The sequence below is a fragment of the Xanthomonas sp. NCPPB 2864 genome (assembly GCF_056675615.1).
In genome coordinates, this window is the sequence record NZ_JBWWVS010000014.1 from 11,262 (window position 1) to 36,534 (window position 25,273).

The 25,273-nt window shown below is 59.5% G+C and carries 23 protein-coding genes; 7 read left to right on the plus strand and 16 right to left on the minus strand.

Going from position 1 to position 25,273, the window contains the following annotated elements:
* Positions 1-10: 10 nt before the first annotated feature.
* Both treS and AC1KVE_RS19535 read right to left on the minus strand, forming a co-directional pair.
* Positions 11-3,361 carry a maltose alpha-D-glucosyltransferase gene (treS, locus tag AC1KVE_RS19530; protein ID WP_481092585.1) on the minus strand — a complete coding sequence of 1,117 codons (3,351 nt, stop codon included), beginning with the start codon at positions 3,359-3,361 and terminating at the stop codon, positions 11-13.
* Positions 3,358-6,474: an alpha-1,4-glucan--maltose-1-phosphate maltosyltransferase gene (locus AC1KVE_RS19535; protein WP_481092586.1), complete on the minus strand. Its 3,117-nt coding sequence runs from the start codon at positions 6,472-6,474 to the stop codon at positions 3,358-3,360. The genes treS and AC1KVE_RS19535 overlap by 4 nt, the downstream gene beginning before the upstream one ends.
* A gap of 350 nt (positions 6,475-6,824) precedes the next feature.
* Between AC1KVE_RS19535 and AC1KVE_RS19540 the strand changes: the two genes are divergently transcribed.
* Positions 6,825-7,715 (plus strand): hypothetical protein, encoded by an 891-nt coding sequence (locus AC1KVE_RS19540; RefSeq protein ID WP_481092587.1) that lies wholly within the window; start codon positions 6,825-6,827, stop codon positions 7,713-7,715.
* 173 nt (positions 7,716-7,888) lie between these two features.
* Here AC1KVE_RS19540 and AC1KVE_RS19545 read toward each other — a convergent pair whose 3' ends face one another.
* Positions 7,889-8,509 carry a DUF4142 domain-containing protein gene (locus AC1KVE_RS19545; protein WP_481092588.1) on the minus strand — a complete coding sequence of 207 codons (621 nt, stop codon included), beginning with the start codon at positions 8,507-8,509 and terminating at the stop codon, positions 7,889-7,891.
* Positions 8,510-8,793: 284 nt separating this feature from the next.
* Between AC1KVE_RS19545 and AC1KVE_RS19550 the strand changes: the two genes are divergently transcribed.
* The 4 genes from AC1KVE_RS19550 to AC1KVE_RS19565 all read left to right on the plus strand — a co-directional run bounded on the left by AC1KVE_RS19550 (position 8,794) and on the right by AC1KVE_RS19565 (position 11,967).
* The gene (locus tag AC1KVE_RS19550; RefSeq protein ID WP_184609732.1) at positions 8,794-9,459 is read left to right on the plus strand and encodes a hypothetical protein; all 666 of its coding nucleotides are present in this window, start codon (positions 8,794-8,796) and stop codon (positions 9,457-9,459) included.
* 120 nt (positions 9,460-9,579) lie between these two features.
* Entirely contained in the window at positions 9,580-9,744 is a 165-nt protein-coding gene (locus AC1KVE_RS19555; protein WP_481093097.1) for a hypothetical protein, read from the plus strand.
* Between the two features lie 20 nt (positions 9,745-9,764).
* On the plus strand, positions 9,765-11,000 hold the full coding sequence (locus AC1KVE_RS19560) for a hypothetical protein (RefSeq protein WP_481093098.1): 1,236 nt from the start codon (positions 9,765-9,767) through the stop codon (positions 10,998-11,000).
* 235 nt (positions 11,001-11,235) lie between these two features.
* Complete coding sequence (locus tag AC1KVE_RS19565; protein WP_481092591.1) at positions 11,236-11,967, plus strand: carbon-nitrogen hydrolase family protein; 732 nt, start codon at positions 11,236-11,238, stop codon at positions 11,965-11,967.
* Positions 11,968-12,140: 173 nt separating this feature from the next.
* Here the strand turns inward: AC1KVE_RS19565 and AC1KVE_RS19570 are convergent, their stop codons facing one another.
* From AC1KVE_RS19570 to AC1KVE_RS19620, 11 genes are all read right to left on the minus strand, one after another.
* The gene (locus AC1KVE_RS19570) at positions 12,141-12,365 is read right to left on the minus strand and encodes a hypothetical protein (protein WP_046345278.1); all 225 of its coding nucleotides are present in this window, start codon (positions 12,363-12,365) and stop codon (positions 12,141-12,143) included.
* 1,441 nt (positions 12,366-13,806) lie between these two features.
* Positions 13,807-14,244, minus strand: coding sequence for a hypothetical protein (locus tag AC1KVE_RS19575; protein WP_481093040.1), 438 nt, complete (start codon positions 14,242-14,244; stop codon positions 13,807-13,809).
* A 264-nt stretch (positions 14,245-14,508) separates the two neighbouring features.
* On the minus strand, positions 14,509-14,898 hold the full coding sequence (locus AC1KVE_RS19580) for a hypothetical protein (RefSeq protein WP_481093039.1): 390 nt from the start codon (positions 14,896-14,898) through the stop codon (positions 14,509-14,511).
* A 413-nt stretch (positions 14,899-15,311) separates the two neighbouring features.
* Positions 15,312-15,749, minus strand: coding sequence for a hypothetical protein (locus AC1KVE_RS19585; RefSeq protein WP_481093038.1), 438 nt, complete (start codon positions 15,747-15,749; stop codon positions 15,312-15,314).
* A gap of 135 nt (positions 15,750-15,884) precedes the next feature.
* Complete coding sequence (locus tag AC1KVE_RS19590; protein ID WP_481093037.1) at positions 15,885-16,340, minus strand: hypothetical protein; 456 nt, start codon at positions 16,338-16,340, stop codon at positions 15,885-15,887.
* Between the two features lie 783 nt (positions 16,341-17,123).
* Positions 17,124-17,681, minus strand: a complete 558-nt coding sequence (locus AC1KVE_RS19595; RefSeq protein WP_481093036.1) for a hypothetical protein — start codon at positions 17,679-17,681, stop codon at positions 17,124-17,126.
* 333 nt (positions 17,682-18,014) lie between these two features.
* A complete protein-coding gene (locus tag AC1KVE_RS19600) occupies positions 18,015-18,404 on the minus strand; it encodes a hypothetical protein (RefSeq protein ID WP_481093035.1) in 390 nt (129 codons plus the stop codon).
* 587 nt (positions 18,405-18,991) lie between these two features.
* Complete coding sequence (locus tag AC1KVE_RS19605) at positions 18,992-19,483, minus strand: hypothetical protein (RefSeq protein WP_481093034.1); 492 nt, start codon at positions 19,481-19,483, stop codon at positions 18,992-18,994.
* A 339-nt stretch (positions 19,484-19,822) separates the two neighbouring features.
* The gene (locus AC1KVE_RS19610) at positions 19,823-20,059 is read right to left on the minus strand and encodes a hypothetical protein (RefSeq protein WP_481093033.1); all 237 of its coding nucleotides are present in this window, start codon (positions 20,057-20,059) and stop codon (positions 19,823-19,825) included.
* A gap of 57 nt (positions 20,060-20,116) precedes the next feature.
* Positions 20,117-20,446, minus strand: coding sequence for a hypothetical protein (locus AC1KVE_RS19615; RefSeq protein ID WP_481093032.1), 330 nt, complete (start codon positions 20,444-20,446; stop codon positions 20,117-20,119).
* A 42-nt stretch (positions 20,447-20,488) separates the two neighbouring features.
* The gene (locus tag AC1KVE_RS19620) at positions 20,489-20,827 is read right to left on the minus strand and encodes a SymE family type I addiction module toxin (RefSeq protein WP_481093099.1); all 339 of its coding nucleotides are present in this window, start codon (positions 20,825-20,827) and stop codon (positions 20,489-20,491) included.
* A 357-nt stretch (positions 20,828-21,184) separates the two neighbouring features.
* On the opposite strand from AC1KVE_RS19620, the gene AC1KVE_RS19625 reads away from it, so the two are divergent.
* Positions 21,185-21,601 carry a hypothetical protein gene (locus AC1KVE_RS19625; protein ID WP_081280661.1) on the plus strand — a complete coding sequence of 139 codons (417 nt, stop codon included), beginning with the start codon at positions 21,185-21,187 and terminating at the stop codon, positions 21,599-21,601.
* Between the two features lie 552 nt (positions 21,602-22,153).
* Entirely contained in the window at positions 22,154-22,963 is an 810-nt protein-coding gene (locus AC1KVE_RS19630; RefSeq protein WP_481093042.1) for an XVIPCD domain-containing protein, read from the plus strand.
* An 82-nt stretch (positions 22,964-23,045) separates the two neighbouring features.
* Here AC1KVE_RS19630 and AC1KVE_RS19635 read toward each other — a convergent pair whose 3' ends face one another.
* Both AC1KVE_RS19635 and AC1KVE_RS19640 read right to left on the minus strand, forming a co-directional pair.
* Positions 23,046-23,399 carry a SymE family type I addiction module toxin gene (locus AC1KVE_RS19635; protein WP_481093030.1) on the minus strand — a complete coding sequence of 118 codons (354 nt, stop codon included), beginning with the start codon at positions 23,397-23,399 and terminating at the stop codon, positions 23,046-23,048.
* 599 nt (positions 23,400-23,998) lie between these two features.
* Complete coding sequence (locus AC1KVE_RS19640; RefSeq protein ID WP_481093029.1) at positions 23,999-25,261, minus strand: hypothetical protein; 1,263 nt, start codon at positions 25,259-25,261, stop codon at positions 23,999-24,001.
* Positions 25,262-25,273 lie beyond the last annotated feature (12 nt).

Below are 25,273 nucleotides of genomic sequence, written 5' to 3' on the forward strand. Positions count from 1 at the left end.
ACTCCACTCATCATGTGTCTCCCGCACCAGCGCGCGCGCGGTGCAGGATGCGTCGCAAGCCCTCGATCGGCACCATCAGCCAGCCGGGGCGGTTGGCAGCCTCGTAACGCACCTCGTAACAGGCCTTCTCCACCAGGAACAGCAAGGTGGCCGCGTTGAACGCTGCCGGTGCGATCCACGGGTGCGTACTGGCGTCGAGCACGGCATGGTACGCGTCCAGAAACGCCTGTGTGGAGCGGCGACGGAACTGCACCAGGAACTCGTCCAGATGCGTATCCACGCCCACGCCCGCACGGGCGGCGGTGCCTTCCTCGCCACGTGCCGACACTTCGCTGGCGTAATCGAGCGAGCGCAGGAAACCGGCCACATCGCGCAGCGGGCTGGCCTTGGCGCGCCGCTCGGACAGCGGCTTGGCCGGCTCGCCTTCGAAGTCGATCAGCACCACATCGTCGAAGGCCACCAGGATCTGGCCCAGGTGGAAGTCGCCGTGCACGCGGGTCAGCAAGGAATCGGCCAGCACGCTCGGTGCCTGGGCGAGCAAGGCATCCAGCCGCGGGCGCTCGGCCAGCACTGCCTGCAGCGCTTCGCGTTCGGTCGCATCGTCGCTGCTGGCCAGGCGGGCATTGACCGTGTCCCACATCTCTTCGACCTGGCGTGCGACGCCGGCCACCACATCGTTGGCGGTGGGCAGGTCGATGCGCTGCGGGGCGAAGTCGGCGTCGTCGGTGTCGCGCGACAAGGCCTCGTGCAACTCGGCCAGGCGCTTGCCGACCACCGCGGCGAAGGCGTCGTAGCCGGCGATGGCTTCGGCACGCGATTCGTCGGTCTGCGCGGTGGCGTACTCGTCGAAGCTGCGTGCCAGATGGTCCAGCGTCCAGCGCCAGGCATCGCCCTGGTTGCGGATGAAGCCCTGCAACAGCGCGATCGTGGTGATGGTGCCTTGCGCATCGATACGGCTGACGCTGCCCAGCAAGGGTGCAGCGTTGGCGTAGCCCATTTCGGTCAGGCGACGGCCGATCTCGATCTCCGGGTTGGCACCGTTGGCCACGTGCCGCAGCAGCTTGAACACCGCCTTGTCGGCCACCACCAGCGAACTGTTGCTCTGCTCGGCCGACAGCCAGCGGATCTCCGGATCCTGCGGTATTTCCAGCGTGGCCAGCGCCGGTGTCGCCTCGAAGCGCACCTGTCCCTGCTGCGAGGCATCGTCGCCATCGCAGAACTCCAGCGCGGCGTTGTCGCGCAATGCGTCGATCACCCCGCGCACCATCGGCTTGAGCGCGAAGGCATCGGTGAGGTAACCCACCTCGCGGCCCTGGCGCACCCGCGCCAGCGCAAGCTGCTCGGCCAGGGTGCTGGGCTGGTCGCGCTCCCACACGATGCCGACCGGCAGCATGTAGCTCTCGTGGTGGCCGTCTTCCAGCTCCACTTCCAGCTCCAGCAGACTCATCGGCTCGGCGCCCGGCAACGGCGTACGCCGCGAGATGCGCACGTGCTTGAGTGCCTGGTCCTTGGCCGAGAACCAGCGCCGTGCCGACAACCAAGCCGGCAGGATCTCCGCTTCCAGCGTGGGCAGATGCGGCAGCAGCGCATTGCTCTCGTCGGTATCGCTGCGCAACACCAGCGTGCGGTAGTCCGGCAACGGCACCGGGCTGGGCACATGCCAGTCCGGCAAGGTGCCCTCGCTGACCAGCTGGAATGCGTAGAAGCCGAACGGCGGCACGGTGAGCAGATAGGTCAGCCGCCCGACCGGCGGGAAACTGCCGCCGCCGATGATGTCCACCGGCACGCGGCCCTCGAACTCGGACAGGTCCAGCTCCACCGCCTGCAGCGTGTGCGACAGGTTGGCCACGCACAGCACCGTCTCGTCCTGGTAGCACCGCAGGTAGGCCAGCATGCGGCGGTTGCCCGGATACAGAAAGCGCAGGCTGCCGCGGCCGAAGGCCTGGTAACGCTTGCGCACGCTGAGCACGCGGCGGGTCCAGGTCAGCAGCGAATGCTGGTCGCGGATCTGCGCTTCCACATTCACTGCCTGGAAACCGTACAACGGGTCCATCACCGGCGGCAGCACCAGCTGCGCCGGGTCGGCGCGCGAGAAGCCGCCATTGCGGTCGATCGACCACTGCATCGGCGTGCGCACGCCATCGCGGTCGCCCAGATGGATGTTGTCGCCCATGCCGATCTCGTCGCCGTAGTACAGCACCGGCGTGCCGGGCATGGTCAGCAGCAGGGAGGTCATCAACTCGATGCGGCGGCGGTCGCGCTCCAGCAGCGGCGCCAACCGGCGCCGGATGCCCAGATTGATGCGTGCGCGGCGGTCGGCAGCATAGGTCTGCCACAGGTAATCGCGCTCCGAATCGGTCACCATTTCCAGCGTCAATTCATCATGGTTGCGCAGGAAGATCGCCCACTGGCAACTCTCCGGAATCTCCGGGGTCTGGCGCATGATGTCGGTGATCGGGAAGCGGTCTTCGCGTGCGATCGCCATGTACATGCGCGGCATCAGCGGGAAGTGGAACGCCATATGGCATTCGTCGGCGTTCTGGCCGAAATACTGCTGGGTGTCCTCCGGCCACATGTTGGCCTCGGCCAGCAGCATGCGGTCCGGGTACTCGGCATCCAGCGTGGCGCGGATCTTGCGCAGGATCGCGTGGGTTTCCGGCAGGTTCTCGTTGGAGGTGCCGGAGCGCTCGATCAGGTACGGCACCGCATCCAGACGCAGGCCGTCCACACCGCGGTCCAGCCAGAAGCGCATCACTTCCAGCACCGCTTCCAGCACCGCCGGATTGTCGAAGTTCAGGTCCGGCTGGTGCGAATAGAAGCGGTGCCAGAAGTACTGCCCGGCCACCGGATCCCAGGTCCAGTTGGATTTTTCGGTATCGCAGAAAATGATCCGCGTGCCTTCGTATTCCTGGTCGGTGTCCGACCACACATAGAAGTCGCGCTCCGGCGAGCCGGCCGGCGCGTTGCGTGCGCGTTGGAACCACGGGTGCTGATCGGAAGTGTGGTTGATCACCAGCTCGGTGACGATGCGGATGCCGCGTGCATGCGCCTGCGCCACCAGCTGCTCGAAGTCTTCGATGCTGCCGTAGTCCGGATGCACCGCCATGTATTCGGCGATGTCGTAGCCGTCGTCGCGGCGCGGGCTGGGGTAAAACGGCAGCAGCCAGATGGTGTCCACGCCGAGTTCGGCGATGTAATCCAGCTTGGAAATCAGCCCCGGGAAATCGCCGATGCCATCGTCGTTGGAGTCGAAGAACGACTTGACGTGCACCTGATAGATGATCGCGTCCTTGTACCAAAGCTGGTCTGCAACCACCGCGGACTGTTCCGCGTCGGCTTGTAACGATGGGACTGCATTCATGCGACCTCTCCTGCGCGGATGCGCCATAACGCGAACGGCCGCGTCGCCTCTAAACGGATGTGTTGCTGTTTTCCCTGCCATGTGAAGCGATGGCCGTCCCACAGGTCGTCCACCGCCACGCTGGCGTGATCGGGCAGGCCCAACTCCCACAATGGCACTTCGATTGCGGCATCCTGCGCAGCGTTGGGGTCCAGGTTGATCGCCACCAACACCATGCTGCGGCTGCGCGACAGGTAGCCGGCATCCAGGAACTTGCCGAAGTACAGCACCTGATCGTTGTGCGCCTGGTAGAAGCGCGTGCCCAGGTGCGACTGCAGCTCCGGATGCATGCGGCGCAGCTGATTGAAGCGGGTGATCTCATCGACGATGTCGCCGGGCGCACGCTCGGGCCAGGCGCGCAGCTGGAACTTTTCCGAGTCCAGGTACTCTTCCTTGCCCGGCGCCAATGGCGTGGCCTCGCACAGCTCAAAGCCCTGATACATGCCCCACAGCCCCGACAGCGTGGTCGCCAGCGCGGCGCGGATCAGATGCCCGTTGCGCCCGCTGGTCTGCAAAAACAGCGGATTGATATCCGGCGTGTTGACGAAGAAGTGCGGGCGAAAGCATTCGCGCGGCACGCCCTGGTTCAACTCTTCCACGTACTCCTGCAACTCGTGCTTGTGGTTGCGCCAGGTGAAGTAGGTGTAGGACTGTGAGAAACCGCACTTGGCCAGGCGGTACATCATCTTCGGCCGGGTGAAGGCCTCCGACAGGAACACCACATCCGGCCGGCGCCCGCGGATATCGGCAATCAACCACTCCCAGAACGGGAACGGCTTGGTATGCGGGTTGTCGACGCGGAACAGCGTCACGCCCTCGTTGACCCAGAACAGCACCGCATCGCGCAACGTGTTCCACAGATCCGGCACCGCGCCGCTGGCATAGAAGTCGACGTTGACGATGTCCTGGTATTTCTTCGGCGGGTTCTCCGCATACGGAATCGAGCCATCCGCGCGCCAGGTGAACCAGTCCTTGTGATCCTTCAACCACGGGTGATCCGGCGCGCACTGGATGGCGAAGTCCAGCGCCACTTCCAGCCCATGCGCACGTGCGGCCTGGATCAAGCGGCGGAAGCCCTCAAGCCCGCCGAGCTCGGCATGCACCTCGGTATGCCCGCCATCGGCCGCGCCGATCGCATACGGGCTGCCCGGCTCGCCATCGACCGCGGTGACCGAGTTGTTGCGGCCCTTGCGGTTCTTCGCGCCGATCGGGTGGATCGGTGGCATGTACAGCACATCGAAGTTCATCGCGCGGATATGCGCCAGCCGCTTGATCACATCGTCGAAGGTGCCGTGTTGCTGCGGATCGCCGCTTTGCGAGCGCGGGAACAATTCGTACCAGCTGGCGAAATGCGCCGCGCGCCGCTCGGACTCCACCCGGAAGGTCACCGGCGTCTCGGAGCGGAACGGCTTGTCGTCGGCCGCTGCCATTGCCTGCGCGGTGTCCGGCTCCAGCACGATCGCCAGCTGCTGCAGCGGCTCGCTCTGCGCACCGATGCGGGTGAGGACGGCCTGCAGGCGCTCGGCCAAGGCACCGCTGCTGCGTGCATGCGCGGCCTGCACCACGGCCACCGCTTCCTGCACGTCCACCGGCAGCACCGTGTTGGCGGCGCGCTTCTTTTCCAGATCCGCATGCAAGGTGGCGAACACATCGCGCCAGCCTTCCACCCGGAACTCATAGGTGCCGATGCGCTCCAGCGGGAACTCTGCACGCCAGCGATCGTTGCCCAACGCACGCATCGGCGCGCTGGCCCAGGTCTTGGCATCAGCCGGGCGCCACAGCACCGCCACCGCGATACGGTCGTGCCCATCGCAGAACGCATCGGCTTCCACGCAGATGCGATCGCCCACGGTGCGCTTGACCGGGAAGCGGCCGTTATCGACCGACGGGGTCACCGACTCGATGCACACACGCGGCCAGGCGGCCGCGGTCTGCGGGCGCGGGCGCATGCGCGGCACCGCCAGCACGTGCCGGGCCGGCACGCTGCGATAGACCCGCACCTCGCCCGGCTCCAATGCTTCCAGCGTCGCGCCGGAGAGCGTGCTGCCGTCCTCGCCCACCAGTGCTTCGGCATCGCCGAGCAGGCGCAGCAGATCCGGCGCCGGGACCGGCACCACATGATCGGCATCGCCGTTGATCAACAGCAGCGACGGCAAGCCGCCCAGCGGCTCGATTGCCACCGCCGTCAGGCCGGTGCCCTCGCGCAGCAGCGGACGCAACCGCAAGCCGGCATTGCTCGGCGGCACGCCGTCGCGGGCCCTGATCGACAAGGGCAATGTCTCCAGCTGCGTCTCGTCCAGCAGCCATGCTCCGCCCAGTGCCTGGGCCAGTTGCCAGTGCTGCCCGGCAGTGGCCACACGTTTGCCATCGGGCGCGCCCACCACCGCCACGACCTGCGACGCCAACGCGCGCAGCGCCGTGTCCTCGTCGAAGAACCAGCTGCCGCGGCCGTCCCACCATGCGAGCGAGGAGAACGCCACGTCGAACCCGGCACCGGCCAGCTGCTGCAAGGCTTCGATGCCCAGGCCCGGCGTCCACGCCGCAAACACCACCTCCGGAGCCTGCGCATGCACGCGCGCGATCAGCTCGCGCCAGCGTTGCGCCGGCACCTGCTGCGGCTGCAACAGGCGGAAGCCGGCCACGCCCTGCGAGGCCCAGTCCAGCAAGCGCGCGCTCCACCACTCCACCAGCGCCGCACCTTCCTGCGCATAGGTAAAGCGTGCCTCGGCCACTTCCGGCGTGGCGCGCGGCTGGCGCGGGTCCGGCACCGCCGTGCTGCGTGCCCGGAACCATTGCGGGTTGTCGCGCACCACGGCGCTGGCACCGCCCACTTCATCCAGGCGCACATCGAGCAGCAGCTTCACGCCGGCCCGGTGCGCGGCCTGCACCACCTCGCGCAGACGCTGCGCGTCTTCGTCGCCGGTGGTGGCGACCTCGCTCAGCCGGCCTTCGGCGTCGCGTGCAAATGGCGGCGCGAGCACCACATGGTCAAAGCCGGCCTCACGCGCCGATTTGCAGCGCTGCTCTAGCCCGGCCTGCTCGCCGGTGGCCTCATTGAGAACACAGATCCGCATGGCGCCCCCTCAGCAGACCACGGCGCGCGCACGCACCGTGACGAAGGAAACGACGCGGGCCGACCCACCCCGCAGATCCACCGGCGCTCGGTCACGACGCACCAGTCCAACTCCCGTCCGGATCGACCCCTGCCTACTCAAGGCCTGGTCGACCCTTCCTACCGTGACTGCACTCATGCGCAACTCCGCAACGATTCTTGACCGATGCAGTCAAGCACCCCCACTGCGAATTTCATGTGTCGGTGGAATTGACGAAAATCAAACAAGCGCGGCAGTGGTGAGGGCTCAGGCAGCGCTGGCCAACTCCCAAGGGTTGTAGGCTATGGCCTCAACCTGCAGGGAGAGCAAGGATGCGCAGCTACGTCATGGCGGCACTGCTGACCACCGCCACAGTTGCAACGGCAAAGGATCAGAGGCTGAGCCCGAGCCGTGCCGGAGAGATCGTAGGGCTTTGGCAAGACGTCAGCGTCAACGACGACATCGTCAAGGAGGACTACGCCGGCTTCGTCCAGGTCGTCGACCTGGACAAGGATGGAGTCGATGAGATCGTCTATCTGAGTTCTTCGTATTGCTCGGGTTCCACTTCCGACTGCCCCAACAGCATCGATGTATTGCGCAAGCACCCACCCGGGAAGGCACCCAACGTCAGCGCTCCGATCGACCAATGGGAAACCAGGGCACGCAAGACCGGTTACACGCCAGACGCCAGCGAGCAGATTCCTGGCGAAGTGATGACTCTTGCAGTCCAGGGCAACCGCATCGAGGTCGTGTTCGTCGTGCAGGAGAACTCGCCAATCTGCAAACGGGAACAACCCAAGCCGGACGGGTCGCAGCGCTGTCCCGCCCCCGGCCGCTACAGCTGGACGTATACCTGGAAGCCAGGCGCGTTGACGCGCATTACCGGCGCTGGCAGCTATGAACCACACGTCCCCAAGGCCCATTTTCCCGAGCAACTGCGAGGCGCCTGGGTCACCGCAGGGATCGCCTGCCGCGACGCCGAGACAGCGGACCCCAAGCACCTCATCCAGTTCGGCTGGGATCACATGACCGGCAAGGGCGAAGACCTCTGGCCCAACGCGGTCACGCTGCTGGCACGCACACCATGGACATGGCGCATCATCACCGCGTCTGCCAACGCGCCGAAGAAAGACGTTCCTGCAGTCTTCATCCTGAGCCAGATGGAAGACCGCCTGATCATTGCAGAGCAAACCCGCGTCAGAACCTTCGATCGTTGCCGCTGAGCAGAAGGTCGGTTGCCATCACGTTTACGGCAACGCGACGTGGGCTCGAACGCATCGCCAGAGAACATTTGATCGACGTCCGCGCAGATCCCTGACGCTTAAAAGGGCGACGTCGCGCCCACTCGCCGCTTGCAGACCAGGCGTGGCAGACCGGCGATCTGCCACGCCCACGCTCACATCGCCTTCTGGATGGCTTCCGCCTTCGCCAGGTGCTGCTCGACGTGCGTCTTGGTCTCGGTCAGATGCTGCTTGACCGGCTCGGTCGACGCCACTGTCATCATCTGCGTCTCGATCAGCTGCAGCGCGTCCTTGTGTCCGGCGATCATTGCATCGATGTAGGCCGCCGCGTAGTCCTTGCCGGACTTCTGCCCCAGCGTGGACAGGTCCTGCTCGCCCTTGCTCTCCAGCTTCTTGACGTCCGGGGTTTCAGCCAGCGTTCCCAGCGCCTTGGTCTTTTCCAGGTTCTCGGTGTGCTCTTTCTCCATCATCTTCGCGTAGTCCAGCACCGCGCCGGTGACCTTCTTGTCCTGCGCCTGCTTCGCTGCGGCGATCTCGTGGTTGTCCACCGCCCCGAGCAAGCCAAGGGCGATGTCGTCTCCGGAACTCGCGCGCGCCGCGCCTTCAGGCGCCGGGCTGGCTTCGCCGACAGGCGGCGTGGTCGGGGTCGCCGCGCCACCGGTCGGCGTCGGCTCGGTGGACGCGGCAGGCGCTGCGGCCTCCTTGTCGGCATTCGGCTTGCAGCCAGCGAGCGCCAGCGCCGCGACGATGGACAGGACCAACAGTGACTGTTTCATGCTCCACTCCCTCTCGATTGGAGACAACAGCATCTGCCTGCCCAGGTGAAGAAGGCTCATACACGTCCACTGAGTGATTCAGACGTATGCATCCCCCGGAGGCGAATGCACAACGCCGCACCACGCGCGGCACCGCGCCGCAATCGGCGGCCCGCTCCTGTGCGCGGGCGTGGACCTGGACGTGGTCAGCGCAGCTGTGGCATGCGTGGCGTGTGGTGGCACTTTCCTGCTGAAAGACGGCCCGGTTTGCCGCACACTATCGCGCCACATTTCGAGTGATTGCCATGCTGAAGGCCTGGATGCTTGCCCTGTTGGGCGTTTCGCCGCTGGTCCACGCCGCGCCTGCTGACGACGATGCCACCTGCCGCAATGGGTTGTTCACCAGTGCGCCGGTGGCGTTCTCACTCGGCAAGGTCATCCCGCCGCGCCTGTACCTGCTCAAGGACACCGATGGTTGCCCGGACACGGGCGGGGCCGCATGCCAGGGACGCGCCTACGTGGTCAAGAACGATATCGTCCTGACGGCGCAGCGCCGCAATGCCTACGTCTGCGTGCTCTATCCCAACAAGGGAGGCGGCAATGCTGGTTGGGTCGCACAGTCGAGCCTGCAGATGCAGCCAAGCGCGGCCACGCCCACACCGCAGGCGTGGAACGGCCACTGGCACGACGGCGACAACACGCTGCAATTGACCACCAACCCAGACGGCAGCATCACCGTCAACGGCGATGCGTACTGGCCCAGCGCCTTTCCCGACCCGGAACAGACGCCGGGCGGTCCGCACACGGGCTCGGTCACCGCGCGCGGCTATCCGGAAGGCAACCGCGTCGAGGTCAACGAAGACACGTGCAAGGTGCGCCTGCAATTGCTGGGCGACATGCTGCTGGCCGACGACAACCTGGAATGCGGCGGAATGAACGTTTCCTTCGGCGGGGTGTACCGAAAGAAGTAATCGCAAGCCGAGCCCCCCCGGTGCGCCTCACGCCTGCAGTGGCAGGCGCATCGAGGCAGGCCCGCCATCGACCACCGCGCGACATAAAAGTCGATGCGAGGCAGCGCGTTGCGGTTTACGGTGGCCCGCAACGACCAGAACGAATTCGGCTCGCTCGATCCCGCAATCAGTCAAATGGATGGTGATAGCAGCAGGGCGCGCCAGAAGACCTTGTCAGGGGTGACGCACCGCGTGGACCGGCGTCATCTATCATTGCCGATTGCTGTTTTGAAGGAATTGCGTTGAGACGTTCCGCCACGCGTTTGATGCGCGCACCGCTGCTTGCTGCCATGGCGTTGCTTGCCGCTTGCAGCACAACCAACACCACCAACAAATCGTTGCTGCCGTCGGCGGACAATCCCGTCAACACCAGTTACTGCATCGGGCGTCTTGCCGTGACGACCGATGTGCCCCTGCATTTTCTGGGAAGTTCCGCGCAGTTTTACTGGGGCGACATCGATACCTACCGCGAGGACACCGCCAGCTATGCGCAGCGCCTGCTGAGCGCACAAGCATCGGCCAGCGATGGCAAGGTGCGCCAACTGATCAAGCCGGTGGAGAGGCTGGCACAGGACGATGGCAGGGTCATCGTCGCACACGCGGAAGACACGTTGCCGCTCGACCCGAATGTCGTACAGGTCACCGGTTTCGCCCATCGCGATGGCACCACCTTTCGTTTCCAGAAGACCGCCATCAGCCGCCTGCAGGACATCACCGAACGGCGCACCAAGGAAATCCTGGCCTCGATCACCAGCAGCGCATCGCCCTTCCCGCCAGCGGCACAGTCCCAGCAGGGGTTTTGCGTCATGCACGGCACCGTCAATCTGGCACCCGGACACGACTGGCACGAGGCATCCAGAGTCGAGGGAGAATTCACCCTGCAGGAAACGCGCTACCGTTTCAGTCTGCGTTCGCGCTACCTACGCTCGCTGTCGTTGAACGAACAGGAAGTGACAAACCAGCGCGACCTGCTAGTGGCACTGGCGGGCGCCGTACCGGGCTCCGGCCTGGCGCCGATCAGTGAACTGTCGGGTGCCGCCGGCAACCCATCGCAAGGCAGTGCCCGCCTGCTCGAGATGACGACAGCCGACGGCAAGCAACAGGTCTACGAGTGGCACATGCCGGCCGTCAGTACAGCACCCAATACGCCGGCAACCTTTCTCTACATCTGGCCAGCGTCCGGGCAGGCGTCAGCGCAGGACCAGGCCAATTTCATGCGCTGGGTCGTGGCCCATCCGCAGCAGACGACACCGCTGTTGCAGATACAGCAAATGGCCAGCAGCGTTATACGGCAGCAGGCGACGCCAGCAGTAGAAGAGAGCAGGCTGGTGTACCGGATGCAGCTGCATTACCACGGCGACCAGGCTGCCGGCGGGCGCCATTACGTGATCTACAAGGATGGCCAGAAAGTTGACGATGGACGCAGCGATGCCAACGGATTCACCAAGGCACACAATGCCGACTACGACCAGGTGTGGACAACCAAGGTGCTCAACAAATGAGTCACTGCTTCAGTGCGGCGCACCCTGATCTATAACCAAGCACGCTGGAGAAGACCGGTAACCATCCGGTCAACCTATTCTCCTGACCGGCGCTGAAGATAGGCATCCAGGCAAGACGTCTCGCTTTCGAAAGTGTAGGCGTTCGAGCAGCATTTCCGGGCTTTCAAGCGCACTGGTTACCCGCCTTTCGGAATCCGCTACGCTCAAACCCCATCACGTGGACACGAGACAGGCAATGAAGCTGACAGCTGCGCAAATCCTTTCGACGCCTGGCCAAATCGAAGAGAACATCGGTAAGCACCTCGATGTCATTCGCCTGGCGGCGAGCAGGGGTGCGGATGTGCTGGTCTTTCCCGAGCTGTCCCTCACCGGTTACGAACCCGGATTGGCGCAGACGCTGGCGGTGCAGCCGGCTGATCAGCGCTTTGATCAATTTCAGCTGGCAAGTGACCGGTACGGCATGCTCATCGCCGTTGGCGCGCCCACGAAAAGAGCAAAAGGCACCGAAATCAGCATGCTCTGCTTCCAACCGGGGCTGGAGCGCACAAGCTACTCCAAACAGCAGTTACACCCCGACGAGTTACCGTTCTTCACCGCAGGTACCGAGCAGCTTGTGCTCAGACACGCAGGTCAGGTGTTAGCGCCTGCCATTTGCTACGAGTCACTGCAGGCAAGCCATGCAGAACAAGCTGCAGCGTCAGGTGCTGGCGTGTATCTGGCAAGCGTGGCCAAATCGGAAAGGGGCGTGACATCGGCCTACAGTCATTATCCGACGATTGCAAAAACGCATTCCATGACTGTCTTGATGGCGAACTGTGTAGGCCCCGCCGATACCTTCGTAGGAGCGGGCCGGTCTGCCATCTGGAGCAGTGACGGTGACCTCGTTGGCAGCGCTGATGCCTTCCAGGAGGCATTGGTGGCGTACGACACAAGGAATGGAGAAGCGAGCGTTTTCAGATTGCCTTGAGGTCACAATGCTGCTCATCCATCGCTCTCTTGCTTTTCACTGCCCCGGTCAATGTCGTGCAGATTAGAGACCTCAGCACATTAAAATGAGGCGGCATAAGCCAACTTTCATCGCAAACTGCGTTGATAGAAGATTGTCAATGGACATCTATCAAAGTCAGAGTTAGACAAAGCCTATCTGCCATCAGGCTGCTTGACCGTAAGAAAGCCAAGCGTACACAGGATGACACCCATCACGGCAAGGCCAATGACAACCAACTGCCGGATCTCATCGCTGGGCGAAGGAGCCTTGATTAGGCCCCTCAAGAAAACCAATGCGGCCACCGCCAATAATATGAGTCCGATTTTGCTATAAGGATTGATCAGGCCCCCAAGAGAAGGGCGCATCTTCTTATTCATCCATGAAGTCCTTTGTAATCCGCAGTGAGCGTTAGACTACTACCGTACGATATTCCCGCACTCTGGGCTCTTGGTCAATCATTCAACGATATCGAGTCCAGCATAAAAATGACAACCACGTTTGCATTGCGGATGCGCCATGAAGGGATGAGAGGTCAAGTCGACTCATTAGATTAACCTGACCCCACTTCTTGCGGTCTCATCGCCTTGTGTAAGGTACAGCCCAGCTCACCTGCGGCGCGCTACGCCAGAGCTAGACAGTGTCTGCTGCATATGCGCGGCGCACTTCGTTTCTTACAGAGAATCTGTCTGTAGAAGAGCATGAAGATCTTCGGGTCCGGGCGCTATGAGTGACGTCGAACCGTTGCATGTGGCTGTGAGTCTGAACTTGGACTTGGTTGATTGATCCTCGATAGCGCGAACACCGTCGATAACGCACAAGACGCCGAACAGCGTTGCATCGGCCGCAATTTGTAATGCGGCGACAACGTTGGCTTTGTCGGCAGGAGTGAGACCGCGATACCAGACGGACAAGCTAACCAAAGATTGTTCGGGCCTACGGCCCGGCGGGGCTTTAAGAAGTTCCACGCAATCGCGAACGGCTGCATTCGCGCATTGGGTCTTCAGCCCGCTAACAAAGTCATCTGAAGTCATGTTTGGCCCTGGCTTTTGGAGAGTTCGCTAGCTTCCACCTTCAGGCGATCGCGGTGTGGGCGTTTGAACACGGCGGAAAGCGAACACAGCCATTTATAGAGTATGTGAGAGCGAACTCGATAGGACGCGGGAACAAGCCTTGCCTGTTCTATTGCGCACCTAACGTGCGACATTAGGACGAACCTATGCGACTGCAGTTCTGCTTGCTTGCGGTAGCGATGGCATTAGCGCCACACGCACTTGCCAAAGGACCTTCTACAGCGTTGTCTGATGCCAACATCAGGACGCTGCTGATTCAACAATCGATCAATGCGTATCCCGGCAACTGTCCCTGCCCGTACAACGCGGCACGCAATGGCAGCAGCTGCGGCGGATTGGAAAAAGTCCCGGTAGAGCATCCAAGCGGGAAATTGGCCATAGTAGCGCCATTGCTTGGACATGCGAATAAGGCAGATTGCCAATAGTCAGCCAGCAGGAATAGCAGCGGATGTAGCTGGAGTTGGAGCCCTACGAATGCTCAGCATACTTAACGTAAGCAATGGCAGAAAATCTGTGAACAGTGCACCCAGAAAGCCAATCCAAAGAAAGCTGTCTGGGGTCGTAATGTTCCAGCGAGATGGCCAATAGGCAAAGTACGTGACGAGCGATAGGGCCATGGCCGCGATCCAGGCGCCTCCCATGCAAAGTCCGACTCGCAACATACGTTCCATGTGGGCCCTAACGTTTGAGATAACAGGCATGACTCGGCTAGCCGGGACATGTCCTGTTGATTGAAGGGTTGGACGTCTCAGTGCTCATAGAACCACTCTAGGAACTCTCCTGCGACGGACTCTGACATCTCCTGCACCGCCTCGGCTACCTCGGCCGACCCCTTTGCGGCCGCTATCGCAGATAGTGCGCACTGGAGAAACTCTTCACTCCATTCGCGCGATGATGCCGCCGCTACGAGCGCTGGTAGCCTTGACAGCGCTTCGAAGTACGACGCAGTCAGATCTTTGGGCACTGCCACCCCGGTCTTCTTGCGACAGATTTCGACCCATGCGGGGAATTGGAAGAAGACCGCCTCAACTGTGTGCGGCGCTGTGGCGAGCACACTGATCACATGCGGCACTGCTGCGAAAGAGGCGCTGTACACGTCTCCTTGGTGGGCAAGGGCGCTCCACAGTGAGAACCATGGTTCACTCTTGCCTTCAGATGTGGATAGCGCTTTCAGTTGAGCGAGCATGGCCGGGATGTCAGAAGCCGCTCCATATGCGTGCTGAAGTTCAGACCAGCGTGGACTCTCTAGGCTAAGCACGGATGTTCCTCAAGATGTGGAAAAGGGTCAGGTAGAATTTTCAATTTAACCTGACCCGGTTCTTAGTTCCGTTCTTAGTTAGAGCAAGCAGCAATGAAGAGTGTAGCGACCGCTACAAGCTTGCGCATAGTTTCCTCTGGGGCCTAACGCTGGAGTTAAGCGGCGGTGTAGCCGTCCGCCTTGAACGATTTGTTAATCTGCATGAATATAGCCAGCGGAGAGAGCAGACCACCGAAGCCAAGATGGGAATGGCTTGCCAGCAAGGAATGCTCGGAAAACCTCGTTAACCTGTGAGGCAAGAAACCACTCATTTTTGGCGAGCTCTACGCTGCCGGCGCTGAAGGAAAGGACCGTGCCATCGGGGAAGGGAACAACAGTAGTTGCCTGAGCCCCACGATGATGACTCCCGGTGACATCGCGCCACTCGATGAAGAACAAACTAGGGCCGCCAGCAGCTTGGATGTAGGCGCCATCCGTGGAAGTAAGCGCGGCAAACGAAGACTTTTTAAGCGAAATCGCACGCGCTATCTGAGCCTCGCTGGGAGACTCAATGGGCTTGCAGTTCTTTCTGGTGAAGATCATGGCTGTCTTGCCGGCTAACTACTATTGGACCGCCTAAGCGCGGCATAAACTGATCTTCGCCAACGCCCTGAGAGCAGTCAATCTTTGCAAGCACTTGAAGCTCATCGCTTTCTCAGCTGCGTCCCCACCGTTACCACCAAGCATTAGGCCGCATCCTTGTGTGCTCATATTGTTACGCCCAATCATTTTAGGCTTAACTTCCGTGAAATTGGGTTAGGTTGAGCTATAAAGTGAACCTGACTCCGTTCTTTCTCGAGACGACAAAGCTCTCTCCTCACCGCAAGCATAGCAAATCTCGATTAACTCCTACCTACGATGCGCCGATGACGTAGGAAGACGGGGTGACAGGCAAGCATGGTGTGATAGCCGGGACGTCAGTGCTGCAGCTAGACAATTCCTACCTGAGCGAGTTGTCAGGCGCTCCGTTGATGCTTCCTAGCAAGAAATGCAATTGCCTCAAGATCCTGACTAGTGATGTGATCCGTGATGTGAAACACCTCCTTGCACCAGGGGTGATTCATTGCCTGAGCCCGGTCGAGCACGGCCCCAAGAAACGTTGCTTTGGACCATGGCGACTCTGCGGCATCGGTGAGTCCCACGTTATACGTCCCCTCGGTGGCCCAGAGGCGGAACGGAAATGCAATGCGATCTGCTGGCGAGGCCGATTCACCCCACTCGCCGAGGCTGATCAAACCGCTTATATGCTCCGGTTCGTGCCCGGGCGTGTACTGAAGGTAGTAAACAGCGTGCGCGTTACCGTCATCTGTAACAAAACGCGTGAGGCGAACGGTCTCTTTCCCGCAGCACTCGCAGGAGGAAACGCTTGGTGGTTCAAACTCGATTGCGATCATATATTTTTGGCGCCTGACACCAGAGGTACGTCGCGCCGCACAGTGGCGACGGTATGAATGCGTGGTCAGAGAGATCCCAGTGAATCCTTACTTCTCATTCCCAAGTCATGCAATGCGCGTTCGACGTGTCAGGCCTCATATTGCACCGGACAAGGAACTGAAGACGGCGGACGGCGCCTGAGAAAGGCAGGCAACCAGAGCCGACCGGCCTGGGGGACCCCCGGGTCCAAGTGACGCATGCGACACAATCAACACGGAACCTGCCCAATCCAGGCCAAACCTGCCAGTACCATGGTTGATATAGGCTGCACGTAGCAGATAAGGCTTGGTATGGGCCGGGCATGCAAAATCAGGGCGGCCAAAGGAGGCCATGTCACTTTGCTCTTGAGCCAGGAAGGCGGCATCTGCAAGCAAGGCTTCTGCGTTCGAAAACATTGGCCCTGGAACCTCAAAAAACGCACTTTCGGGAATCGCAGTCCAATCGCGCCAACTGCCGGCTGAATCAGGCACGCGCTCCAGCCAAGCTTTGGGGACGGCAGCGGCGGCAGAGGACGATAGGAATATCAATAAAAGTGTCGCCAGATACGTCATGAGGGATGAGCTCCTGAATTGAACCGCGTCGCGGGGCGGGTTCGGCTTGAATGAATTTTCAGGCTCTCCAAGAAAGGAGGCCAGCAGCGATGAGCTTGAGACGCACCATGGCCTCATCGGTACCGAGCCTGCCGGCCTTGCCATAGCTGGCATGACTCTCGGGGGTCCCAGGATGGATATGAGCCAGGACGGTCTCGGCCAGTGCGCGATGTGGAGCTACGCGGACTACCAGCCGGCCTAGCAGCGCCTGGCCTGCAGCGTCGGACTCATGCCCGTCCAGTGCGTATGCCCAGTAAAAGTTATCGTACGCTGCACAGAAAGCTCCGAACGACAACGCACCGGCAGCACACTGCCGCACCAACTCATCGTGGTGATCGAGGGCGAGAACAAGTTCCGGCTCTGATGGGTAAGTGACCATATGCTCCAAAGGACCTAATGCCCGCGTCACCTCGCCGTCGCCGTGGAGGCAGTGCCGCTCACGTTACCTGCCATGCGACCACCTGGATAGCGCCTCCAGCGCCTGTAGGTCACGCATGGTCTCCAGTGGTGCGGTCCTTGAGCAACTGCCCAGCATAAGAGGCTGGGAACCGCTCGCGTATACCAACCGATCGGAGCCCAAGAGTGGAACGAACCCATCACTGACAAAATTGATTGAATCTTCCGCTGTTGCCTGGACACGGTCTCCTGGCTTCAGCTGACCTTTCCAGACCTTCAGCACGCGAAGCTCGACGAGCCGCACACTCGCTCGTCTCCTCAGCTTCTGCGGGTCGGCTGAGCCAGTTTTTAGAGATCCGGTTTCTTACACCAAAGATCCAGATCGCTACTGCAGGCAGCCACGATATAATCGCCGCACCATGAGAATCCATACGCCAGTAAATGACCAGTGTATATAATTGTACAGCTCGACTGATGACCTTCAATTAATGGGCTTTTTCCTGGCTTGCTTAATATTAGGTGACTTTCAGGCCATTCAGGGGAAACTATTTCCAGGGCCTCGCCGGCTTCATTGCCAAAAGGCAATCCACCTCCGTACAACCCACCCATGGGAATAATCTCGTTCTTTATTATTCCGATCCCTTCACAGTGCAGGCCATGCTCACTTAGCCCCGCATACTCTTCATAGTCTCGCTCAATTTTTCCCCCTGTCTTGCAATCAATGACGGCGCGGCCAGAGCTTGAAACAACGAGGAGACAAGGCCGCTCACGGGAGAACCCCACACACGCAAGCCCACCTACCGCAATAGAAGCTACATGAATCCACCCCTCTGGGTTCTTCTCCGTCGATATTTTATTAATTAATTCGATGAGACGCGTTCTATTTTTTTCTTTGTATGAACTCATGACTTGTCCCAGTTTCGGGCATCTATACTGCTGAAGCAAACGCAATATTTTTACCTGGATGGAATTTTAAATACTCCTTCCATGAGTTCCAACACCCAAGTTGAGCCAGCTCGCTAGGAAACGCGGTCAGCTTGGTTTATAAAGTGAGCCCGATCCCGTTTTTGCGTTCGATTTATCGCATGCGCGATGACGTAAGGATCAACCTCTCCCAGAGATTCAAACAATTCGTCGCACGTGACGGTTGTTGTTCGTAGATTGCTGAGCTCATGGTTCCCCTTCCTATCAAACTTTTCTACGGGTCGACTCGTCGATTGCCAAGCCCTGTGCTGCGCGTCAGTCACCGGCGACGAATGAGAAAAAGCGCCAGCCGCCCTTTGTAAGCTTGAAGCCAGCGCGGTGGTTAGCGCCAGCTTGTGCAGAGCATTCCAAATAACCGGGCGACGTGAGCACGCACTCGCCCACTGTAGCCCGCTCCAGTTGCTTCAGGTAGGACCGATCTTGACCCCAGAGATCAATGGCCTCATCGGGCCCGCCATCACCACCAAAGCTTGATACAAAGTCGGGCGCCATGAACTTGCGCAGAGACTCGGGCCTTTCCGAGACCGCGGCGTCATGTACCGCAGTGACCAGTTGAGCCGCAGCCTTGGGAATGGGTGTCTGACTACCGTGCGCGAGGGCGTCACTGGAGCAAAAGATCAAAAACAATAGGAGCGCTTTCAGCATGAACTAACCGTCTTTTGGTATCACGTGATGGTGTGCGAGGCATGGACCGCCGTCAATTGCTGTCGCCCCTTTAGTCTGCCGCCTTGGCGCTGGGCTCAGCAACGCGGACGACTAGCCCGCCGTCGCGCAGGCGGATGTGGAGTTTGCTGCTTAGTTGACGCATTGGGTTACGGTACCGTGGCCGGTGGGCGAGAAACAACCGCTGAGGTACTCGGCACAGGTGTTTCCCGTCTTATGCTCTACACACTCGCTTTGGCACTGACTCGATGTGCTGCAACTATTACCTCCGTCTGTGGCCTTTAATAAGCAGTACTTGGTGACATTCTGTGGCCCGGCGAAGATCCACTCTCCACTGCGAGAGATACAATCGGCCTCAGTTTTTGGCAGCGGGGGCTTGCTGAGCAGCTGGGCTCTCTGCTTTTCAGCGCAAGACAGCAAGCCGACAGTGAGAAGGACCACCAACAACGCGCGATTGATCATCTTGAGGACTAGCACCTGAGTTAAGCCGATTCGTGAAGCGGCCAGCCACTGGAAATATAGCTGAAGCGTAGATGCGCATTGAGCTGATTCAAAGCAGGAATGGTTTGCTAAGCAGAATCGTTACTGTGCTCCATCCAGACGCGTGCTCCCTCGCTATGCGAATCGACGCCGCGAAAAAAGGCTTGTGTGAGCGCTTGATAGTCCGGGCTTCCCTGGCCTTGCCATTCAAGAAATTTTGGGCGATGAACTGCAAATCCTCCGGCAGACTCCGCGTTTTGGTAAGGGATTGCCATGGTGAGGGTTGCGGCAGCCTGTGCGTAGTAGCGAATGATGACGAACAGGGCGTCCGTTCGACCGGTGGGGAGGGTGATGTACCCGTCGTACACCAATGCGGCGCGGTCAGACCTCTCCGGATTTGATTCGAGAAGTCGACGGCCATGAGCGACCCCATCCTCGAGCTGTTCGGCTGCAAAACGTTGCATCTTCCGTTCACCCGCTGGAGATTCCTGCCCCAGCATTGGTATCAGAGGCCCTCCGTCCGATAAACACCATATGCCGTGGGCGATAAGAAAACCTGCAAGCTCAGTAGCACGTTCCATCTATTTACTCCATGGTTACTGGCATTTGAATTATGCCGTCCCGTGCGACTTCAGGTTGAGCTACTTTGGCTTTTCAAACCGGAAGTTACAACCTTTTGTAGCGGATGACTGACCCGTTTACCACGCCGCGTACTCATTACAAGCGTGCGGCACGATGACTTCACAGCCCTCGCCTGACACAGGCGCTAGCCAAGTACAAATTGCGTCTGTCTTGTAGCGGTGGTACGTCGGCACCACGCAAATCACGCGGCATCATCTTTCATTAAACACGATTTTTAATCGATTCCACTACCGATGCGACACTAACCCAACATATCTATCGTCGGCTTGAATGCACTGCTAGTTACCCGTTCTGCCAGGGGTGCTATAGCGATATAGCCGATAGCCATCTTTTTGCTCAAAACCCTCAGGCCACCAGCCGCGTGCCAGTACCCGGTCGGTGATGACGGCCATATTGACACCAAATGGGTCTTGCAGATCGCTGGGGATGGATAACTCAAACTCCTCCGCAAGACCGGTGAAAGCATCAATGGCTACCAATGCAGAATCGAGATCGACAAACGCCTGCTTGCTCATTTTTGATCCTACGTTTAAGTCGGCCAGCCGGAAGATCCGTTTGGCGTGATTGAATTGTCAGGCCTCAAACTGCATCAGCGCGAGTGGGCTGGGGCCACGGTAGAAGCTGCCGGGAATAGGAACTGCTCGCCAGCCGGTGAACTTGCCGAGTTGGACATGTTCGAGGGCCCCAATCCAGCCAAGGACGGTTCCAGGGCCGTCGTCATCCCATAGAAAAACATGCTTACCCGGCTGCGGATGCGCTGATGCCAGTGCAGTGGGATCGAAAACGTAGAACGCGGTGTCTCCACCTCCGCCCCAGCCCTGGGCGTTGAGGTCGGCCCGTACGTGGGGCATCTCTGCGGGTGGCGGGTGTCCTTGCATTGCGGCCTGATCGTTGAAGGGCATGAGCGCCGCGTCACGTGATCCTCGGCGACTCGGTGGGCGCCGTCAATTGCCGTCGATCTTCGTGCCCATGCCCATGCCGCCATCAACAGCCACGCTGACGACCAGCTCGCCGTTGCGCATGCTTATGTTGAGTTTGCTGCAGATGGTGAAGCCGAGTTGTTCCAGCCAGCGGCCGCGTAGGCGCAGCGTGGGGATGCGTTGGTGGCTGTCGGGGTAGTAGCCGTAGCCGACGGTGCAGTGTTGCGGCGCGCGCGGGTGGCCTGGGCGGCGCGGCTTGTTGGGATCGGGGCGCGGCTCGGGGATGGGGGTGCGCTCGAGGTAGCGCCGCGGCGTGATCGAGGGATCGAGCGAGTGCCAGCCGATCTCGGTGGGCGGCGGCACCGTGGCGCGCTTGCGCGTTGGCTTGAACGGAAAGTGATCGACGCATGGCAGACTTCTCCTTGGCGAACAAGCCATGCCGCCTTGGAGGGATTCGCACAACGTCCAGCGGTCAGATACCCTCACCAGAATTCCAGCGGTCGTGCGGAAGCAGATGCACGTAACAGACCATTCTGGCGACCTGCATCGCCAACAGCCAAAAGCGCAGAGGGAACGATAGGTATGGGTGCCAATCACCGAAAGGCCTATGTAGCATTCGCTGGATTGCTTTGCGCCGCAATAGCGGGGTGTACCTCCCCTGCACCCGCCACCGCGTCACAGCGCGAGCATGCAAGTCAACACGCTGCAAAGGCTCCAGTTGTGTCTTGCCCCTCCAAAGATTTCGGCACGTTTCTGCAACGCTATGCGGATTCTGCCGACGAGAGCGTGCGTCGCAGCTTCACCGATGATCCGCTGGAATATGAGGTGCCAACTCACACGGTCGAAAAAGAAACGGATACGTCACCCGCCACGCATCTCTCCAAGCGAACAGGTCGCTCCCGCCTGGAGCTATTCCCGTATCGTTATTTCAAGGATGCGAAGGTCTTTGATCGAGTCGTTCCAGGGGAGATGAAGCCAGAGCGCCAAAGTAAGGTGGGATACCCTGTGTCTATCCAGACGATGGCCGGTGACGGCCGCAGTGTGGACTTCGGCATGGAGTACGAAGTAGATACCTACGTTTTCAGACGGAGCCAGGGCTGTTGGTACCTAGCTCGCGCGATCAACCTGAGGGACTAACCAGGGAGTGGGCACATGGCCGCACAGGATGCAACACAGCAAGTCCCTTATCGCGTCATTCAACTTGAGTGGGACGCGGAGAAGGGTTATCACAACGAGGCTGTCGAGAACTTCGATGGCTTGGTCACGCACCATCCCAACAGCAACAGCGGTGCGCATCTGGTCAATGGCACAGTGGTTGGCGGGCAACCTGGACGCACGCTGGCGCTGGTTGGCGGTGAGATCCAAGAAATCGAGGTCGCCAAAGTCGGCAACGACTATGGCCTTCGCCCCGGCCAGGTATTGCTGAAGAAAGACTTCATCCTTGAAGACTCCGCAATGCCCTCTGGACCTGCGTCAAGGGCACAGGATGTTCCATCGCCTGTTGCTGGTGTCGTGGGCACGGTCAACGCGAAAACCGGCCTGGTCGATGTGCTGGATCGGGAAGGGGGCGATGTCATCCTGCGTGTCCGTCACATGTCCCCCCTCCTTGTACAGGAGGGTGACCAGGTCGAGTATGGCCAGGCGTTGGGAGTACAAGGCAAGCAGGCGACAGGCGCAATCCATGTGCACATGGAAGTGGATAGCCGTTACTACCAACATTACGAAAACTATGTCGGCGACCTCGTAAGTGGCCGTCTGCCCATTGATGCAGCGAGACGGGACCACGGCATCGAGCCCAGGCCGTTCGTGGATGACGGGACAATCCGTATCGGTGAGTCGTCGGAGATGGTGCGGCAGGTGCAGCAGAAATTGAATGCCGAAGGCTTTCGAGGTGCTGACAATCAACCGCTGCAAGAAGATGGCGTCTACCGCCTTTCGATGCAGGCTGCCGTTATCAATTACCAGCAAGCGCATGGCCTCTCCCAGACCGGAGACATCGACCCTGCAACGTTGCAGCAGATTGCTCCGCTCACGTTCCCGCCAGAGGTGAACAAGGACGATTACAACACTGCGCCGACGTATCAAAACATCCAGGGGGCCGTGCAATCACAAGACCCACTCCATCGCCAGGCAGAAGATGCCGTGCGCCGCCTGGAACAGGGGCTGGGCCGTGACTATGACGACAACAGTGCCCGGCTGGCAGCAAGCAGCGCGTATTTGGCCATGGATAACGGGCTATCAAGGATCGATCACATCGTGCTGAGTACCGAGACAAGTTCTGTGCGGCAGGGCGAGAACGTATTTGTTGTTCAAGGGGCGCTCGACAACCCTGCCCACCTGATGGCGCACATGAAAACAAGCGACGCCATCGCACGGCCAGTAGAGCAGTCACTGAGTCAGTTGCAGGCGCTTGGCGAGACGCAACAGCAACAGCAACAAGCGCAACAGCAAGAACAGCAACAGGAACCTTCGATCACTCCACCTCATCGAATGGTGTGAGGTCGCAGCCCCGCTCACCGGCGGCATACCAGGCCAAACCCAACGAATTTGTGTACGCGGTTGTGTACGCGGCGCGCCAGCGTTATTCCGGAGGTGCCACGGTGACGACCAGCTCGCCGTTGCGCATGCGGATGTGGAGTTTGCTGCCGATGGTGAAGCCGAGTTGTTCCAGCCAGCGGCCGCGTAGGCGCAGCGTGGGGATGCGTTGGTGGCTGTCGGGGTAGTAGCCGTAGCCGACGGTGCAGTGTTGCGGGGCACGCGGGTGGCCTGGGCGGCGCGGCTTGGTGGGATCGGGGCGGGGCTCGGGGATGGGGGTGCGCTCAAGGTAGGGCCGCGGCGGGATCGAGGGATCGAGCGAGTGCCAGCCGATCTCGGTGGGCGGCGGCACCGTGGCGCGCTTGCGCGCTGGCTTGGGACTGGACGTGGATCGACGCATGGCAAAGCCCTCCTTGACGAACAGGCCCCGCCGCCGGGTGGCGACGGGATGTCGGGAGGTTAGAAACCGCACAGAGCCGGCGGGCGTATTTCCCCGAAGGGTGTTGTATTAGCCGCCCTCCCGACGCAGGCATCGCGTCGGCTGCACCCGCAAGATGCTGCAGGCACAAAAAACCCACCGGTTTGACGGAGGTGGGTACCGCTCTGTGAGGAGTTTCTACGCTCCTTGTGGTAGAGATTGCTGCGGGTTTGTTGGGATGTCAACTGTTTGGTGTGACAGAGCGCTAATAATGACTTTAGAGTGCCGCCATCTCGATTCGACGCGCGGAAGATGCTTCTGAGCCTTTATTTGGCAGGCCGGTATCAAGAATTGAAACTGACGCCGTTTCCCGATCCTTTTTTTCGCTAGAGATTACTCACTCCAAGTGCTTCGTCGATACTCGACCACGCGCTCTGGAAGATATTAGATATATCGAAATTTTCTACAATCGGCAGCGCCTGAACATTTTTCCGGGCTAACAATTTGCGAGCCGAGTTTGAGATGATGATGTGTGATTCCCAACCAATATTTCTATTAAATCAGTGGCAGCCCATACGGCCTCATTGTTTGAAAAAAAAGTTATAATGATTGTTAAGAATTACGCAAATAAACATCACCAGCCCAAGAAATGATGAAGCAAAAAGCGCGACGCATAAAGATAACTCTGCAGACCTTACCGGAACACCAACTAAATCATTATATTCAGGCTCAGTTAGATATCGATATAGCTTTCCACGCCAGGTATCTCTGAGCACCCTTTGCTGCGATAAAAATCGAAAATTTATTCCGATAATTGAACCCAAATATAGGATTCCGAGAATTCCCATTGCATCGAGAAGCAATGGTGAAATAGATGTTGTTATTTTTCCAGCTATGAGGCCTAGACTATAAAATAGAGCTCCAGCTGCGCTTAATGCAAGCTGGCGAGCGGCCTCGGTCGTTTTAGCAGTATCCTCTACAACCGATTTACGGAGCTCCCCAAGACCCTTTATGGCGTCTTTGCTTTGCTCGTGAAGTCCATATTGGTATGTAATTTTTGCTCCATCTAAAGCAAGAGCACATGATTCTGCTAGTGCTTTACCTAGGCCACGTCCTCGTTCAGCTATCCTAGCAAATTCGTGCGTAAAAATTCTATGCCGGACTTCTGACTCTCGATCAAGCTCGTAGATCCAAAGCGCCGCAGCCTGTAGAGCAAGAAAACCAACGCTTCCAAGATCATCTAGAAATCGACCTTCATTTAGATCTAGATCTAGTCTTGGCGGGCCAGTAAAAGTAACTTTAGAAACTTCGACCTCTGCTGCCACCGAGTAAGACGTAGCTCGACAAGCCGCCGACATCCAAGCATCAAAAGCCAAGTCTCCCCAGGGCAAATTTTTGCTGTCGGTTAACAGAAAAGGACGTATATCTTGTGGCAGTGGATTAACAGTACCAATTGACCTTACTAAATCTCTAGGTGACTTGACCCCCTCTCTCACTTTACTTGGGCCTACTTCATCCCAAGAACATACGACAAAACCCATTGTACAAAAACATACGGTTGAACTAGCGACACGCACTACGCCTTCAGCCTTTGGGTTTATCAAAAGCCAATCGTGGAATGCCTTCGTAGTTACGAAGCCTATACCATCATTAAATAAAGGCTTCTGAAAGGTGATCGCATACGGCTCTAAACCGGCATGAAGTGCATGTAATGGCACATCGTATTCCGCATCATCTACAACTTTTACGTCCCAATTCAGCGATGTAAGCAAAGCAGCAAGCGTTACCGCATCGGCAGCACTTGCTCCATTAATCGTAACGGACGCTTCGGCACTTTCTGACAAGCTAATTCCTGG